At 67.4% G+C, this 14,803-nt stretch carries 10 protein-coding genes; 4 read left to right on the top strand and 6 right to left on the bottom strand.

Going from position 1 to position 14,803, the window contains the following annotated elements; genetic code table 11:
* The first annotated feature begins 2 nt into the window (after positions 1–2).
* Together IPI67_27105 and IPI67_27100 are read left to right on the top strand one after the other, a co-directional pair.
* Entirely contained in the window at positions 3–1,982 is a 1,980-nt protein-coding gene (locus IPI67_27105) for a CBS domain-containing protein (protein ID MBK7583849.1), read from the top strand.
* On the top strand, positions 1,979–2,905 hold the full coding sequence (locus IPI67_27100) for a succinylglutamate desuccinylase/aspartoacylase family protein (protein MBK7583848.1): 927 nt from the start codon (positions 1,979–1,981) through the stop codon (positions 2,903–2,905). Before IPI67_27105 ends, IPI67_27100 begins: the two co-directional genes overlap by 4 nt.
* Before the next feature lie 4 nt (positions 2,906–2,909).
* On the opposite strand, the gene IPI67_27095 is transcribed toward IPI67_27100, so the two are convergent.
* Entirely contained in the window at positions 2,910–4,127 is a 1,218-nt protein-coding gene (locus IPI67_27095; GenBank protein MBK7583847.1) for an ATP-grasp domain-containing protein, read from the bottom strand.
* A gap of 23 nt (positions 4,128–4,150) precedes the next feature.
* Here IPI67_27095 and IPI67_27090 point away from each other — a divergent pair, with 23 nt between their 5' ends.
* Positions 4,151–5,365 carry an ATP-grasp domain-containing protein gene (locus IPI67_27090; GenBank protein ID MBK7583846.1) on the top strand — a complete coding sequence of 405 codons (1,215 nt, stop codon included), beginning with the start codon at positions 4,151–4,153 and terminating at the stop codon, positions 5,363–5,365.
* A gap of 7 nt (positions 5,366–5,372) precedes the next feature.
* On the opposite strand, the gene IPI67_27085 is transcribed toward IPI67_27090, so the two are convergent.
* The 5 genes from IPI67_27085 to IPI67_27065 all read right to left on the bottom strand — a co-directional run bounded on the left by IPI67_27085 (position 5,373) and on the right by IPI67_27065 (position 13,624).
* Positions 5,373–6,644, bottom strand: coding sequence for a VWA domain-containing protein (locus IPI67_27085; protein ID MBK7583845.1), 1,272 nt, complete (start codon positions 6,642–6,644; stop codon positions 5,373–5,375).
* 411 nt (positions 6,645–7,055) lie between these two features.
* Positions 7,056–8,765: a hypothetical protein gene (locus IPI67_27080; protein MBK7583844.1), complete on the bottom strand. Its 1,710-nt coding sequence runs from the start codon at positions 8,763–8,765 to the stop codon at positions 7,056–7,058.
* 9 nt (positions 8,766–8,774) lie between these two features.
* Entirely contained in the window at positions 8,775–11,600 is a 2,826-nt protein-coding gene (cphA, locus tag IPI67_27075; GenBank protein ID MBK7583843.1) for a cyanophycin synthetase, read from the bottom strand.
* A 9-nt stretch (positions 11,601–11,609) separates the two neighbouring features.
* A complete protein-coding gene (locus IPI67_27070) occupies positions 11,610–12,434 on the bottom strand; it encodes a cyanophycinase (protein MBK7583842.1) in 825 nt (274 codons plus the stop codon).
* On the bottom strand, positions 12,431–13,624 hold the full coding sequence (locus IPI67_27065; GenBank protein MBK7583841.1) for a beta-aspartyl-peptidase: 1,194 nt from the start codon (positions 13,622–13,624) through the stop codon (positions 12,431–12,433). Before IPI67_27065 ends, IPI67_27070 begins: the two co-directional genes overlap by 4 nt.
* 111 nt (positions 13,625–13,735) lie before the next feature.
* On the opposite strand from IPI67_27065, the gene IPI67_27060 reads away from it, so the two are divergent.
* Entirely contained in the window at positions 13,736–14,782 is a 1,047-nt protein-coding gene (locus tag IPI67_27060) for a hypothetical protein (GenBank protein ID MBK7583840.1), read from the top strand.
* The last annotated feature ends 21 nt before the right edge of the window (positions 14,783–14,803 follow it).

Here is a 14,803-nt window from a genome sequence, read left to right as displayed (position 1 = left end):
GGATGACCAACACGCGGCCCCACAAACAGGTGGAAGCCGACCACGACGCTCAGCGCCGTCGTGAGTTCATGCACGCCATTTTGGCAGATCTCCGCGCGGTCGAGCGCATGTTGCGTGAGGGGCTGTTCGAAAAGGGAGTGCGCCGGGTCGGGGCGGAGCAGGAGATGTTCCTGATCGACAGCGCCTGGACGCCTGCGGGTGTGGCGCTGGAGCTGCTCGAGCGGCTGAAGGACGACCACTTCACCACGGAGCTCGGCAAGTTCCAGCTCGAAGCCAACTGCGATCCACAACCGTTCTCCGGTGATGGACTGCGGCGCATGGAAACCCAGCTCGACGAGCTGATGGAGAAGACGCGCGTGGCCGCTGCGGAGCTCGGCATCAAGCCGATCTTGGTCGGCATCTTGCCGACGATGCGAAAATCCGATCTCGGGCTCCACAACATGGTGCCGAGCCCGCGCTACCTGGCGCTGGCCAAGGTCATGCACGAGCTCAGGGACGGCAAATTCGAGTTTTCGCTGAAGGGGCTCGACGAGCTGATCATCGAGCACGACTCGGTGATGGTCGAGGCCTGCAACTCCAGCTTTCAGGTACACTTGCAGGTCGACGCCGACGAGTTTGCGCGGATGTACAACGTCGCCCAGCTGCTCGCGGGCCCGATGATGAGCATCTCGGCGAACTCACCGCTCCTGTTCGGGCGCCGGCTCTGGGCCGAGACTCGGATTGCGCTGTTTCGCCAGGCCGTGGACACCCGCAGTCACACCCACCACCTGCGCGAGAGCGAGGCCCGCGTGAGCTTCGGCACTCGCTGGGTGAAGAACTCGGTCGTCGAGATCTTCCAGGAGGACATCGCGCGCTTCCGCACGCTGGTCGGCACGGACCTCGACGAGGATCCGATGGCGGTGCTCGACCGCGGGGAGATGCCCCAGCTCAAGGCGTTGCGCCTGCACAACGGCACCATCTATCGCTGGAACCGCGCCTGTTACGGCGTCGCCGACGGCAAGGCCCACCTGCGCATCGAGAACCGGGTGATGCCGTCCGGACCGAGCATCTTGGACGAGGTTGCGAACGGCGCGTTCTGGTTCGGCATGATGGCGGAGCTCGGCGCCCGCGGCATCGACGTCAGCAAACGCATGGACTTCGACCAAGCCGGCGCGAATTTCTACACCGCTGCGCGGGAGGGGCTCAGCGCCAACTTCACCTGGCTCAATGGCAAGGACATCGCGGCCTCGACCCTGGTCCTCGATCGGCTCTTGCCGATCGCGGAGGCGGGGCTCAGGCGCCAGCAGGTCGACGAGCCGGACATCAAACGCTACCTGGGAGTGGTGGAGGCGCGGGTGCGCAGCGCCCGCACCGGTGCACGCTGGATGATGTCGTCGTGGAACGCCCTGAAGGACAAGGGAACCCTGGGGGAGCGCGCCAACGCCTTGGTCGCGGCGACGGTACAGCGCCAGCTCACGGGGCGCCCGGTGGCCGAGTGGGAGCGGGCCCGCCTGGACGAGGCCGACGTCTCGCAGCAGAACTACCAGCGGGTCGATCAGTACATGACGACGGATCTGTTCACGGTCCACGCCGACGATCCCGTCGAGATGGTCGCCATCTTGATGGATTGGGAGCGCATTCGTCACATCCCGGTCGAGGACAAGGACCACCGGTTGATTGGCCTCATCAGCTATCGCTCGGTGATGCGGTTCTTGACCAGCGGTGGTTCGACCAAGGACACCCCCGTCCGGCGGCTGATGCGCACCGACGTGACCACGGTCGGCCTGGAGACCGAGACCATCGAGGCCATTCGGTTGATGCGGCGTTACCGACTCGGCTGTCTGCCCGTGGTTCAGGACGACCGGCTGGTGGGCATCATCACCGCCGAAGATTTCATGGCCATCGCCCACAAGTTGATCGAGCAGCGCTCGGGCAGCCCGCCAAGCGAGGTGCTGCCAAGCGGCGTCAATCACCCGAGTGTCACTGGTGAGGACGACCTTTGACCGCGAGGCAGATCAACCGCATCGACGGCAAGGACCCGGGGCCGACGCTCATCATCGTGGGTGGGGTGCACGGCAACGAGCCCGCCGGCATCGAGGCGGCTCGCATCGTTTTGTCTCGCCACCGCCATGACAAGACCCCGCTGGTCGGTGAGGTCGTTGCGCTGGCCGGAAACCTTCGGGCGTTGGTCGCGCGTCGGCGCTACCTGGACTGCGATCTGAACCGGCAGTGGACCGAGGAGGCGGTGCTGCACGCCCGTCGCTCCGTGGCCGAGGCCTCGGAGGGCGGCGCGGAGGCGGAGTTCCACGAGACGGTGGAGCTCGCGGACGTGCTCGACGCCATCATCGGGCGCGCGCGGGGACCGGTGTTTGCGCTCGATCTGCACACCACGTCGGCCGAGGGCACACCCTTCGGCGTCGTGGGTCCGACCGAAGCGCACCGGGCGTTCGCCGCGCACTTCGCCCTGCCCACCCTGCTGGGACTCGAAGAGCAGCTGCCCGGAGTGCTCACCGGGTACCTCGGCGCGCGGGGGTGTGTGACGTTCGCCGTCGAGGGCGGTCAGCACGACGGGGCGAAGGCCCGCGACAACCTGGTGGCGGCGGTCACGGTGGCGCTGGTGGCCAGCGGCGTGTTCGAAAAGCGTCACGTGCCCGACTACGATGCCTCCAACGAAATACTGGATCGGGCCCGTGGGGATCTGCCGCGCTTGATCGAGGTGAAGTCGAGGCATGCGGTGACCCCGGATCACGGTTTTGCGATGGAGCCCGGGTTCTCGACCATCCATCCTACACGGGCCGGAACACTGATCGCGCGCGACAAGAGCGGCGAGATCCGCGCACCGAAGGACTGCCTGGTGCTGTTGCCCCTGTATCAGAACCAGGGCAGCGACGGATTTTTCGTCGGCCACGCCCTCGGCGCGAGCTGACTCCTCACTCCGCGTAGAGGGTGATCTCCGTCGCGGCCGCCGCGGCCATACGACGGGTGGTGTCCCAGTCTGGATGGCGCAGGAGGATGTGCCCATCGGAGATCAGCGTGTGTTTCCAGTTGCGACGCTGGGTCCCCACTTTCAACAGGCGCTCCTCGACGACGTGCTCGCCGTATTTTCGCATGAACTCCCCGAGGCCCTCGATGCGAGAGATCCGCCCGCGCCCTTTGGCGCGTTTGAAGATGATGGCGACGTTGTATTTTCGAGCCGTGGGCGCCTCGAATTTCCCCCAGCAGACCGCGCGGGCCCACTCCCGGAACAGATCGATGTCCGAGGTGTAGTTCATCTGATCGACGATGTGGGCGCCGCCCGGGCGGCAGCCGATCTCGCCGAACACGACCTCGCCGTCGGGCTTTCGGAACCACTCCATGTGGGTGAAGCCGTCGCCCATGCCCAGGGCTCCCAGCACCTTTTTGCCGAGCTCGATGCCGCCCGCCACGTGCGGCTGCTGCATGTCCTTGACCGTGATGATCACCGGGCTCACCCACTCTTCGGAGCGGGCAATGAGCGGGGGCGGCAGATACTGGGTGACGTTCATGTAGACGGGGCGCCCGCCGATACACACGGTGTCGAAGGTGAACTCCTCGCCGTTGATGTACTCCTCGCAGCTCGCTTCCTTGATGTGGCGCATGCGACCGAGCACCTCCTCGAGCTCGGCCTCGTCGGAGATCTTGTAGGTGTCGGCGCTGCCGGCGCCAGAGATGGGCTTCAGGATCAGCGGGTAGCCCGTGCGCTCGGCGGCGGCCCGGGCTTGGTTCACCGTGCGCACGCGCTCCGACCGCGGGGTGCGCAGGCCGGCGGCCTTCACGCGCTCCTTCATCAGCTGTTTGTCGCGGAAGCCCAGCACAGTGTCGACGCTCATGCCCGGCAGACCAAACTGCTCGCGCAGGCGCGCCGCGGTGAGCACCATCACCTCCCAGTTGGAGAGCACGCGGTCGACCTCGCGGCCGCGCAACCACTCGGTCACGCGTTCGACCACGTCGTCCTCGTCGAGCATCCGGGGCACCCGCAGGTAGTCCGCCAGATGTTGTTTCAGGGAAGGGGGTAGCTGGTTCCTGGGTGTATCCCCGACGCCGTAGACCTCCGCGCCGACCTCGGCCAGCCCGCGGGTGTACTGCTGCATCTCGGGCGGATAGCTGGGTGCGAGGAAGACGACCTTCATGGCCTGATGGTACAAGGCAAAGCATGAAAAATGTGGTGTTCGTCGCGCCGTTTCCTCTCGAAACCACGCTGCGTTTCGCCCGCGCTGCCCACAAGCTCGCCGGCGTCCGGCTGCTGGGCATCGTTCAGGAACCCCCCGCCGGTGCCGACGCCGCGATCTTTGCGGACGTGGTCCAGGTCTCGGACGGGCTCGACGCCCGTCAGCTCATCGAAGCGGGCCGGTTGCTCGAGCGCCGGCACGGCAAGCTGCACCGGGCGCTCGGGATCCTCGAGCCCTTGCAGGTGCAGCTGGCGGAGCTCCGCCAGGCCTTGAGTATCCCCGGAACGGACCCCGACACCGCCGATCTGTTCCGCGACAAAGCTCGGATGAAAGACGAGCTCAGGCGCCATGGACTGCCCTGTGCGCGTCACCAGCTGATCCGGTCCTGGACCGACGCCGACGGTTTTGCGGAGGCGGTTGGTTTTCCGCTGGTCCTGAAGCCGCCGGCGGGCATGGGTTGCAAGGCCACCTGGCGGGTGCGCTCGAAGGAAGAGCTCCGTGCGGCGGTGACTGCCATCCATGCGTCCCCAGAACGTCCCGCGCTGGCCGAAGAGTTTCTGCGCGGTCAGGAGCACAGCTTCGAGACGATCACGGTGGATGGGACCATCCGTTTCGAGTCGGTGTCGCGTTATTTCCCGACGCCGCTCGAGGTGATGGAGACTCCGTGGATCAAATGGGTCGTGCTCTTGCCGCGCGTGATGCACGGACCGGAGTTCGCAGACGCTCGCCAGCTAGCGGCGCGTACCATCTCGGCTCTCGGGCTCGAGACTGGGTTCACCCACATGGAGTGGTTCCGGCGGGACGACGGCTCGCTCGCCATCGGAGAGATCGCCGCACGGCCCCCCGGCGCACACATGGTGCTGGCCAACAGCTACGCGCACGACGCGGACATGTACCGAGCCTGGGCGCGCGCGGTCGTGGACGGTGAGTTCGACGGGCCGTACGAGCGCCGGTTCGCCGTCGGGGTCGCATACCTGCGCGGGGTGGGGCGCGGCCGGGTGAAGCGCGTCAGTGGCGTCGAGTTGGCCAACGAGCGGGTGGGCCGGCACGTGGTCGAGAGTCGACTGCCCAAGATCGGCGCGCCGCGCTCCGACAGCTACGAGGGCGACGGTTACCTGATTGCGCGCCACCCCGACACGGAGGTGGTCAAGGCGGTGATGCAGACCGTGATCGAGACGATTCAGATCGAGTACGCCTGAGACACGGTCAATTGACCACGGGGCCCGGGCAGCCGTAGACCACGTCGATGTCGGTCACCGTGCCGCTCTTCAGCTGAGTGCACGCGGTGCCATTGAACGTGAGCTTGTTGGTCGTCGGATCGTAGCTCCAGCCGTTGTTCGGATCGCTGGGCACGCCGGTCGGGTCGTCGTTGAAGTAGACGTAGACCCCAGTCGAGTTCGGCGGAGCCTTGTCGAGCAGGTATTCACAGCTGGCGACGGCTGCGGCGATCTTGTTGAACGCGGCGTCGAGCTCGGTCTGGTTGGAGGCCGGGACGGACTTGGTCGTTCCGCCGGCAGCGGCGATCTGATCGATGGCGCTGGGGTTCACGCCCAGGCCAATCACGTAGGTCTTCACCGGAGGGTTCTGCGCCAGCAGCTTCGCAGCTCCGCAGGGGCCGTCACACGAGCCCTTGCACTCACCGCTCTCACTGCCGTCGGTCAAGAGCAGCACGGCGTTGGTGCGCGACGGATCTTGGAGTGACGATTGGCCGACCAGGGCCGCCAGGGATTTCCCGGTGCTCGTCTCCGGGTTGCCGCTGTCACACAGGTACTTGAGCAAACCGGACGAGGTCTTGCCTTGGCCGTTCGAGCTGCCCTGATCGACCGTTGAACCCAGAAAAGCGTTGATGGTTGCGGCGTTCTTGTCGGCGATCGGCACGACGATGCTGCCGGCGGAGCAGCCGCCAGACGCACACGACGAGTACGTTGCCAGACCAAAACGGAGCTGGGCGTCGAACTTCGTGGTCACCTGCGACACGGCTTGTTTGGCGACGTTCCAGCGGGTGCTGCCGCCTGCGTCGCCGCTCATGCTGCCGCTGCGGTCGAGCAGGATCATCAGGTTGGGCGGCAGCTCGGTGAGCTCGAACACACTCTTGCCGCAGCCGCCGCCGATCTCACACAGCTTCGTCTGGACGTTGCAGACCTGATTCTGGTCGCAGTCCCCGTCCGTTGCGCAAGTGCCGGCCTCCAGGCATTTCTTCGAGCCCAGGCCGCAAACCTGCGGCGCCGTGCAGTCACCATCGGCGCCGCACGAGCCGTTGTCGACGCACTGCTTGGCGACGCTGCAGAACTTCCCGGACCCGCAGTCCGAGGTCTTGCTGCACGGTTTGCCCAAGCTGCCGCCGCTGCCGCCCGCGCCGCCGCCCCCGACCGCTCCGACGCCGCCCTTCCCTCCGCCGGCGATGCCGCCTTCGTCTTCGCTGGAGCACGCGAGCAGGACGAGCGGAACCGAGAGCAGCAGTCCAAGGAATGCGCGCATCCGACTAGCATAGCGCGAGAAACGAGCATCGCGAAGCGGGCCGCCCTTTTGCGCTCTCCGACGCGCGGAGACCTGCGGGCGGCAAACTCCCACTCCGCGCAGCTGAGCAGCGCTCAGCCGCCGGTATCGTCCCCGGCGGCGAGCTTCGACTGCGAAATCCAGGTCATGGCCACGTGGCCGCGAGCGGCGGCGATGGCAATGTGTGAGCCGTCGAAGCCAGCCAAACTGAAGGCGCTCCCGGAGACCGAGAAGTCCGCCGTCTGGGCGGGTTGGGTCGCCAGCGCGCCGTCGGCGCCGTCGAGTCGGTGCAGCGTGATGCCGCCGGCGCGCGCTTCCGCGACGAGCAGTCCTCCGCAGCGCGTCGCTCGGGTGAGGGTCCGGCGAGTGTGCCCCTCGCGTCAAGCTGGCGGGTCACTCGGGCAAAGCGTCGAGGAAGGCGTGCACGGCCGCCCGCTCCAGGTGCACCAGCACGACCACCAGATCCCCGGGGCGCGCTTCTTCGAAGGCCGCGGCGAGGCCCGCGACCTCCGACTCGACGATCTCGACTCGCGCCTCCGAGAGACCGCGCGACGTGAGCGCGCTCTGGAACAGGCCTGGGACTTCGCCGGGCGCGCGGCCTCGAAGGTAGCCAGGCAGATCGCGCAAGAGCACACGATCGGGGTTCGCGCTGAGGATGACATGTGCCACCTCCTCGAAATCGCGGTTGCTGCGATCGCCCGCGGCGCCTGCGATCACTGTCAAACGTCCGGGAGTGGGTTGGCGGAGCCGGGCGACCCACTCGAGCACCGCGCGGATGCCCTCGGCGTTGTGCCCGAAGTCGAGCAAGACCCGAACGCCGCGGTGCTCGCTGAGCTCTCCGCGCCCTGGGTTGTCGGAGAGCTGGAAAGCGAGCAGGCCGCGCACGATTGCTTCGTCTCCGATGCCCAGGGCGAGCGCCATGGCAACACAGGCGAGGACGTTGTCCACGTTGTAGGCCGCGGCTCCACCACACGTGATCGGTACCGCGTCGACGCGAACTAGTGCGTGCGAGTCCGCGCCCGAGGCGATGTAGATGCCGCCGTCCTCCGCGAACACACAGCTCTTGCCGCGAGTGCGGTGGTCTTTGAGCACTGCGCGCGCGGTCGCGTCGTCGCGCTCGAGGTTCGCAAAAAACACTACCTGTGCTCCCTGCGCGGGCTCGAGCTGTACCAGCTTGGGATCGTGAGCGCTGACCACGACCGTGCCCGTCGCACGCACGGCGTGGGCGATCACGGACTTGACTCGGGTCATGGCCGGCAGATCGTCGATGCCGTAACCGCCGAGGTGATCGTCACTCACGTTCGTGATGAGCGCCGCGTCACACTCACTCACGGCGAGGCCGCGCCGCAGGATGCCTCCGCGCGCCGTCTCGAGCACCGCGAGGTCGACGTCGCTCCGGCGCAAGACGGTTCGCGCGGCGGCGGGACCGGTGCAGTCGCCGGTATCGATGACCTCGGCGCCGACGGCGATCTCGTCGCTGGACGCGCTGCCGACCCGGACTCCTGCCTCCCGCGCGATGCGAGCGAGCAGTCGGGTGCACGTGGTCTTGCCGTTGGTCCCGGTGACCAGCGCGATCGGGATCGAAGTCAGTGTGCCCCAGGGAACTTCCGCTGGGTCCGGCGGCGTCGTGCGCGAATAGGTCTTCGAACCGCTGCCGGCGCCGATGCTCACGGACTCGTCGTCCCACAGGAAGGGCAAACCGCGGCGCTCGGCTTCTGCCTGGAGCGCGACCAAGCGCGGGTTCCGATCACGCCGCAGGATTTCCTCGACCTCTCTCTGTTTCGGTTCGAGCGGGAGCGGCGGGCGCCCGGCGAGCGTCTCACAGGCCGACAGCGCCGCCCACTCACTCATCTCTGCGCAAGCGAGCATCACGTCGATGGCGGCGTCGTAGCCCACGTCCGCTCCGTGAAGGTGAACGCGGACGGTCGGCGTGACGGCTCCTGAGAATCCGAGCGCAGTGCGCATGCGGGCGAGCTCGATCAAATAAGGGTCGACGGCTGCGCCAGCGTCCTCCCCGGAGTCGAAGCCGAGCTCGACGACCACCTGCGGCGAGCGCGAAAGCAGGTTCGGCCCGGTGAGACGGCGTGCGTCGAGGAGCTGCATGCGCGCCGGTCAGTCGTCCTGCTCGCGTGCCAGGCGCACACCGCGCTCGTCCTGGATCACCTGAGCGCCCTCGGTCAGATCGCGGCTCACGCTCAGGCTCGCTTTGTTCGCCTCGAGCACGGGGGTGGCGCCCGCTTCGCCTGCGCCGGAGGCCGGCGGTGGGCTCGATTTCTCCCCGGACTCGGGCTTGAAATAGATGACCTGCTTCCAGCTGCGGCTGATCCGATCCGCGAACATGACCAGCAGATCGCCGCGCTTTGCCAGTCGAAGCCCGGCGTCGATGGCGGTCTGTTCGTCCGGGATCACTTCCAGGCGTTCCTCCGGGAACCCATTCTGTAGCAACTCTTCCCGCATCATCAGCGGGACCTCGTCGGAGCCACGGCCGCGCAGATCGTCGTCTCGGCGCAAGATCAGGTGATCGAAGGTCTGACCGCCGATACGGGCGATGTCGCGGATGTCTTCGTCGCGCCGGTCGCCGGGCGCGGACAGTACGCAGATGCGCCGCCCGGAGCACTCGAGCTTGGAGGCAAGATCTGCCATGGCCTGCACGGCCGCGGGGTTGTGTCCGTAGTCGAGGATCACCTTGAAGGGCAGCTCGTCGTACACGTTCGTGCGCCCGGGGACCTGGAAGTACGACGTGTCGAAGGTGCGGAGACCCTGCCGGATGTTCTCGATTTTCACGCCCATTGCGTAGGCCATCACCGCGGCGAACATCGCGTTCTGGACGTTGTGCATCGCCTTGCCCTCGATGGGCGCAGGGATCAGGTGGGTCCAGAGCAACGGCAGGTGCGCACCCTTGTCGTAGAGGGTGATCATGTGGCCGTTGATGCCCTCTTCGAGCACGGCCGCGAGCCCGCCGGCGCGCAGGTGTTGCCGGACCAGGTCGTGCCGCGGATTCATCGTGACGTAGGCGATGCGGGCGGCGCTCGTGTGGTCGGCCATGCGCAGGCACAGGCGGTCATCGGCGTTGAGGACTGCGCAGTCGCGCGTGACCTCGATCACGATGCGTTTCACCTCTGCCAGCTGTTCGAGGGTCGTCACTCCCTTGGAGCCGAGGTGATCGGCGGCGACGTTCAGCACTGCGCCGACGTTGCAGCTGCGGTAACCCATGCCCGCTCGCAGCAGCCCCCCGCGCGCCGTCTCGAGCACCGCGAGATCGACCGAAGGATCGCGGAGCACCATCTGCGCCGAGTGCGGTCCGGTCATGTCGCCCGCCACCGTGCGCTCTCCGTCGACGTAGACGCCGTCCGTGGTCGCGAGGCCGACCGTGTGCCCGTTCATCTTCTGGATGTGCGCGAGCATGCGGGCAGTCGTGGTCTTGCCGTTGGTGCCGGTGACCGCCGCGATGGGGATCTGAGTGGGGGTTCCGGCCGGAAACAGCATGTCCATGACCGGTCCAGCGACGTCCCGAGCTTTGCCCTCCGTCGGCGCGACGTGCATGCGAAAGCCCGGAGCCGCGTTGACCTCGCAGATGCCGCCGCCGATCTCGCGATAGCTCTCCCGGATATCGGACGTAATGAAGTCGACCCCGCACACATCGAGGCCGATGGCCTTCGCCGCGCGGATCGCCATCTCGCGGTTGTCGGGGTGTACGACGTCGGTGAGATCGATGGCGGTGCCGCCGGTCGAGAGGTTGCCGGTGCCGCGCAGGAAGAACACCTCGCCCGCGGGCAGGACCGTGTCCCGCGTTGCGCCCTTGGCCTCCATCAGGCGTTCGGCCTGTGAGTCCAGCTCGAGCCGCGTCAGAACCTTCTCGTGCCCGATGCCGCGCCTGGGATCGGCGTTCACGATGTCGACGAGCGCGGCGATGGAGTGTTGTCCGTCGCCGACGACGTGGCCGGGGACACGTTTTGCGACCGCCACCAGCTCCCCGCCGACGACCAGCATGCGGTGATCGAAACCATCGAGGAAGGTCTCGACGACGACGCTGCGGGCGTGCTCCCGGGCTTTGTCGAAGGCGACGCGCACCTCGGCCTCGGTGTTCAGGTCGAGGGACACACCCCGACCGTGATTGGCGTCCAGGGGTTTGACCACGACTGGATAGCCGAGCCGCTCGGCGGCCCGCACGGCGCCATCGGCGCTCCGCACGAGCTCCTGCCGCGGCACCGGCAGCCCGAGATCTCCGAGGATCGTGTTCGTCTCTTCCTTGTCGGAGGCGATGGCCACGGCGATGTGACGGGTCTCGCTGGTGACGGTCGCCTGGATGCGCTTCTGGTATTTTCCGTGCCCGAACTGGATCAAACTGTAGTCATTGAGGCGCAACCAGGGGATGTCGCGAGCCTCCGCTGCGCGCACCAGCGAGCCCGTGGAGGGACCGAGCTGCCGCCGCTGAGCGAAGTCGATCAGCTCGACCAGCTCTCTATCGAAATCGAACGGCTCTGCCGACTCGTCAGCGGCGGCTTTCTCGGGCTTCAGCTCCGGAGGAAGCAGGTGGTGGAGCAGCCGCAGCGCGAGGTCGCCCGCGGCCCGCGCCACGCGCTCTTCTTCGTACTCGTAGACGACGTGATAGCGGCCCGGTGTGCCTTCACCGCGAGTCTTGCCGAACACGACCTTGGCGCCGGTGAGCTGCTGGAGCTCGATCGCAACGTGCTCGAGCACGTGACCCAGCCAGGTGCCTCCGTCTTCGGAGAGGCGGCGCACGAAGCCCCCCTCGGTATCGAATGAACAGGTGTGGCTCTGCAGCGAGGGGATCGCTGCGAGCAGGCCCGCATTGAAGCCGGGGAGCTTTGCGCTTGGCCAGGCCTCGAGGACGCCGAGGTCGACCGTCAGTCGAACGACGGGGAAGTGAGCATACAGGCTGGGGCCGCGGTACACGCGACGCTCGAGAAGTTCCATCGGTTGACCTCACCCACCGGGGGTTGCGCGCCTCGTCTCGAGATCGAAGGTACCCCCCTCGATCAACACATGGAGTCGGATGTTCGTCATACACACGGGATTGCCCTGTTTTGCTTCGGCAATTGACGAGTGGGTGAGGTCCATCGCGTCGATGATGGTGAGGGCGCCGCTGCCGACCACGGTGAGCTTGCGCTCGGGATCGATGAAAGCGGCGGTGTCTTCGTCGAGGCCGACGCCGACCGCGAAGGGGTTGTACGCCAGGGCGGTGAGCAGGCGACCCAGGCGATCTCGCTGACGGAAGTGCTGGTCGAGGATGATGCGGTTGGTGAGGCCGAAACCCGGGGCCAGCGCGACAGCGCCCGCGCGCGGGGTGTGCCCCTCGACGCCGTAGGCGACCATGTGCTCGCTGAGGATCGCCGCGCCGGCGCTGGTGCCGCCGACCGCAACGCCGCGGGCGTTGGCCCGCCGGATCGCCTTCGCGACGGGGGTGCCGCCGAGGATGGTGGTCAGGCGCAGTTGGTTGCCCCCGGTGATGAAGATGCCGTTCGCCGCCTCGATGTACTCGAGCCACTCGCGCTTGGCGGCGTCGTCCCGCGTCGCGAGGGGTAGGGCCTTGGCTTCGTCGGCGCCGAGCTTTCGGAAGACCTTCTCGTAACGGCGACCGGTGTCCTCGAGCTTCGAGGCCGTGGGGATGATCACGATGCGGGAGCCGCTACCGCCGGAGACGTCGATGAAGCGGCGCAAGATCTGGGACGCGCCCTCTTTGTCCTCCGCGCCACCGATCGGGACGATGTAGCCGCGTGTGTGGTCTGCCTCGATCTTTGCCGGGCTCATTTCGGTGTTCTCGCTGACGGTCGTTCGAATTGGCCGAGCACGGTCGGCTCGCCCGCGCGGACCAGGAAGCGCCCGCGGGCCATCACCTCGCGTATGCCGTGCCTGTCGTCAAGGACCACGAGATCAGCATCGGCGCCGACCGCGATCCGGCCTTTGGTCGGGAGGCGCAGCACGTTGGCGACGTTGCGGGTGAACACCGGCAGCACGCTCTCCAGCCTGAACCCCCGTCCGAGCAATATCCCGAGAGTTTCGCCCAGCGCTCCGGGGGAGCCGACGTCCATCGTCAACAGGCGTCCGGCTCGGTCGAAGGTCGGCAGGCAGCCGCCGCCGTCGGAGCTGCACGTCAGGCGGTCCTGGGGTGCATCGGTGGCGAGGTACCTGGCGATGGCGTCGGGGGCCGAGTAGGCGTCTTCTCCATCCGCTACGGGGAATGCGGTCACGTCGATGGGGACGCCACGTCGTGCAAGCGCGATGGCCTCGTCGAACAGGCGTTTGTTCCGGTTCACGTGCGTCGGGTAGAAGACCTGTGCCGGCAGCTCGGTGTCTTCGAGCAGACGGCGGACGAGGTCGAGCCCGCGCGGGCCATCCCCGAGGTGCAGGTGCAGCACGCCCGCCTTGTTGCTCATCAAGCCAGCGACGTGGATGTCCGCGGCGAGGCGTGCGAGCTCGTCCAGCGTGGGTTGTGAAGACCGGTGATCACTGATGGCGACCTCGCCGACACCCAGGATCGGCTCGACGAACACGATGTCGGAGCGGACGCTCCCGGTGAGGGTGATGGGCGGCATCTCGTAGCTGCCGGTCCAGCACCAGGCCGAGAGCCCTTGTTCGCGCAGTGCGAGGGTCGAGGCTACGAGGTTGGCGACGCTGCGGGTGGTGCCATCGGTGCCGAGCACGCCGATGGCAGTGGTCACGCCCGCCCGGCTGAGCTCGCTGAGCTTCACCTCGGGCACACGGGACGCGGGGCCCGACTCACCACCGCCGCCGGTGAGGTGTACGTGGGCGTCGATCAGTCCTGGAATGAGGCGAGCTCCGCCGAGATCGACGCGCTGGCACAAGCCCGCGTCGAACGCAGGAATCGTCGGCCCAATGGCGAGAACGGTGCCCGCGCCGACCAGCACGTCCGCGCGGCCGATGGGGTCCGGGCAGAACACCTCGGCATTTTGCAGGAGGGTGAGCGGCGGAGACGACACGGCCCCCGTCCTCTAGTCGAGGTCGAGGCCAAAAGCGACGGCGGAGATGGCTGAGGGGTTCGGCACTTCCTGGCCCGGCCTGCTACGCTCCGGGCGCGTGGGAGGCGAACGATGCGAGCCGTTTATCTTGGAGTTGTGTGTGTGGCGCTCCTGTCCGGGTGCAGTGGCAGTTCGACCAATGATGGGAGCGGCGGCGCCTCGAGCGGAGGCAGCGCAACGGGTGGCACGGGAGTAGGTGGCAGCAGCGCGACGGGCGGTACCGGAACCGGCGGAGCAGGCGCCGTTGGCGGCAGCGCGGGCGGTAGCACGGGCGGCAGCGCCGGCACGAGCACTGGGGGCAGCGCTGGGACGAGCACGGGCGGCAGCGCCGGCACGGGTGGCACCAGCACCGACGCCGGGGTGTGCGGGGAGGAATGTACCAAGGCTGGTTTCGTTTGTTGTGGCAACAAGTGTGTCAACCTCGACAACGATCTGAAGAACTGCGGCAAGTGTGGCATCGAGTGCACGACGGGGGAGCACCCGAGCTGCAACGCCGGCAAATGCGGTGCTCCGCCGTGTTCGAGCGCGGCAGGCTGCACGTCACCCCAGCTCTGTTGCGGTGATACCTGCTGCGCGGCGGGCAAACTCTGCTGTGACGTTCCGGGGCCCCTCGTCGTGGGCGTGAAATGCGTCGACCCGGTCGATGGCACCTGTCCAATGGGGTGCAAGCAGTGCAAATGCGCCGCACCCGACACGCCGATCGCGACGCCGCGGGGTGAACGGAAGATCGCAGAGCTGGTCGCCGGCGATTGGGTGCTCAGCGTCGATCACGGCCGCGTCGTCCCGGTGCGCATCCTGAGCGTCGGTCGAACTCCCGCCAAAAATCACAGCGTGCTCCGCGTGACCCTGGCTACGGGCCGCGTGCTTCAGATCTCACCCGCTCACCCCACGGCGGATGGTCGGACGTTCGCAGAGCTGCGCGCCGGGACCACACTCGACGGCGTGCGGATCCGCTCCAGCGAGCTCGTGGCGTACACTGAGCGGTACACGTTCGACATCCTCCCGGACTCGGACTCGGGCAGCTATTTCGCGGCGGGCGTGCTGGTGGGGACGACGCTGCGCGCGTTCGGCGGCGCACACGTCGACCGCTCGGACGCGTCCGGGCTCAGCTGCCAGTAGCTCGGCACGCCGGGCACAGTT

This window comes from Myxococcales bacterium (assembly GCA_016706225.1).
GTDB lineage: Bacteria > Myxococcota_A > Polyangia > Polyangiales > Polyangiaceae > JADJKB01.
The sequence above is the reverse complement of the archived record's forward strand: the minus strand, read 5'-3'. Positions and strand labels throughout refer to the sequence as shown.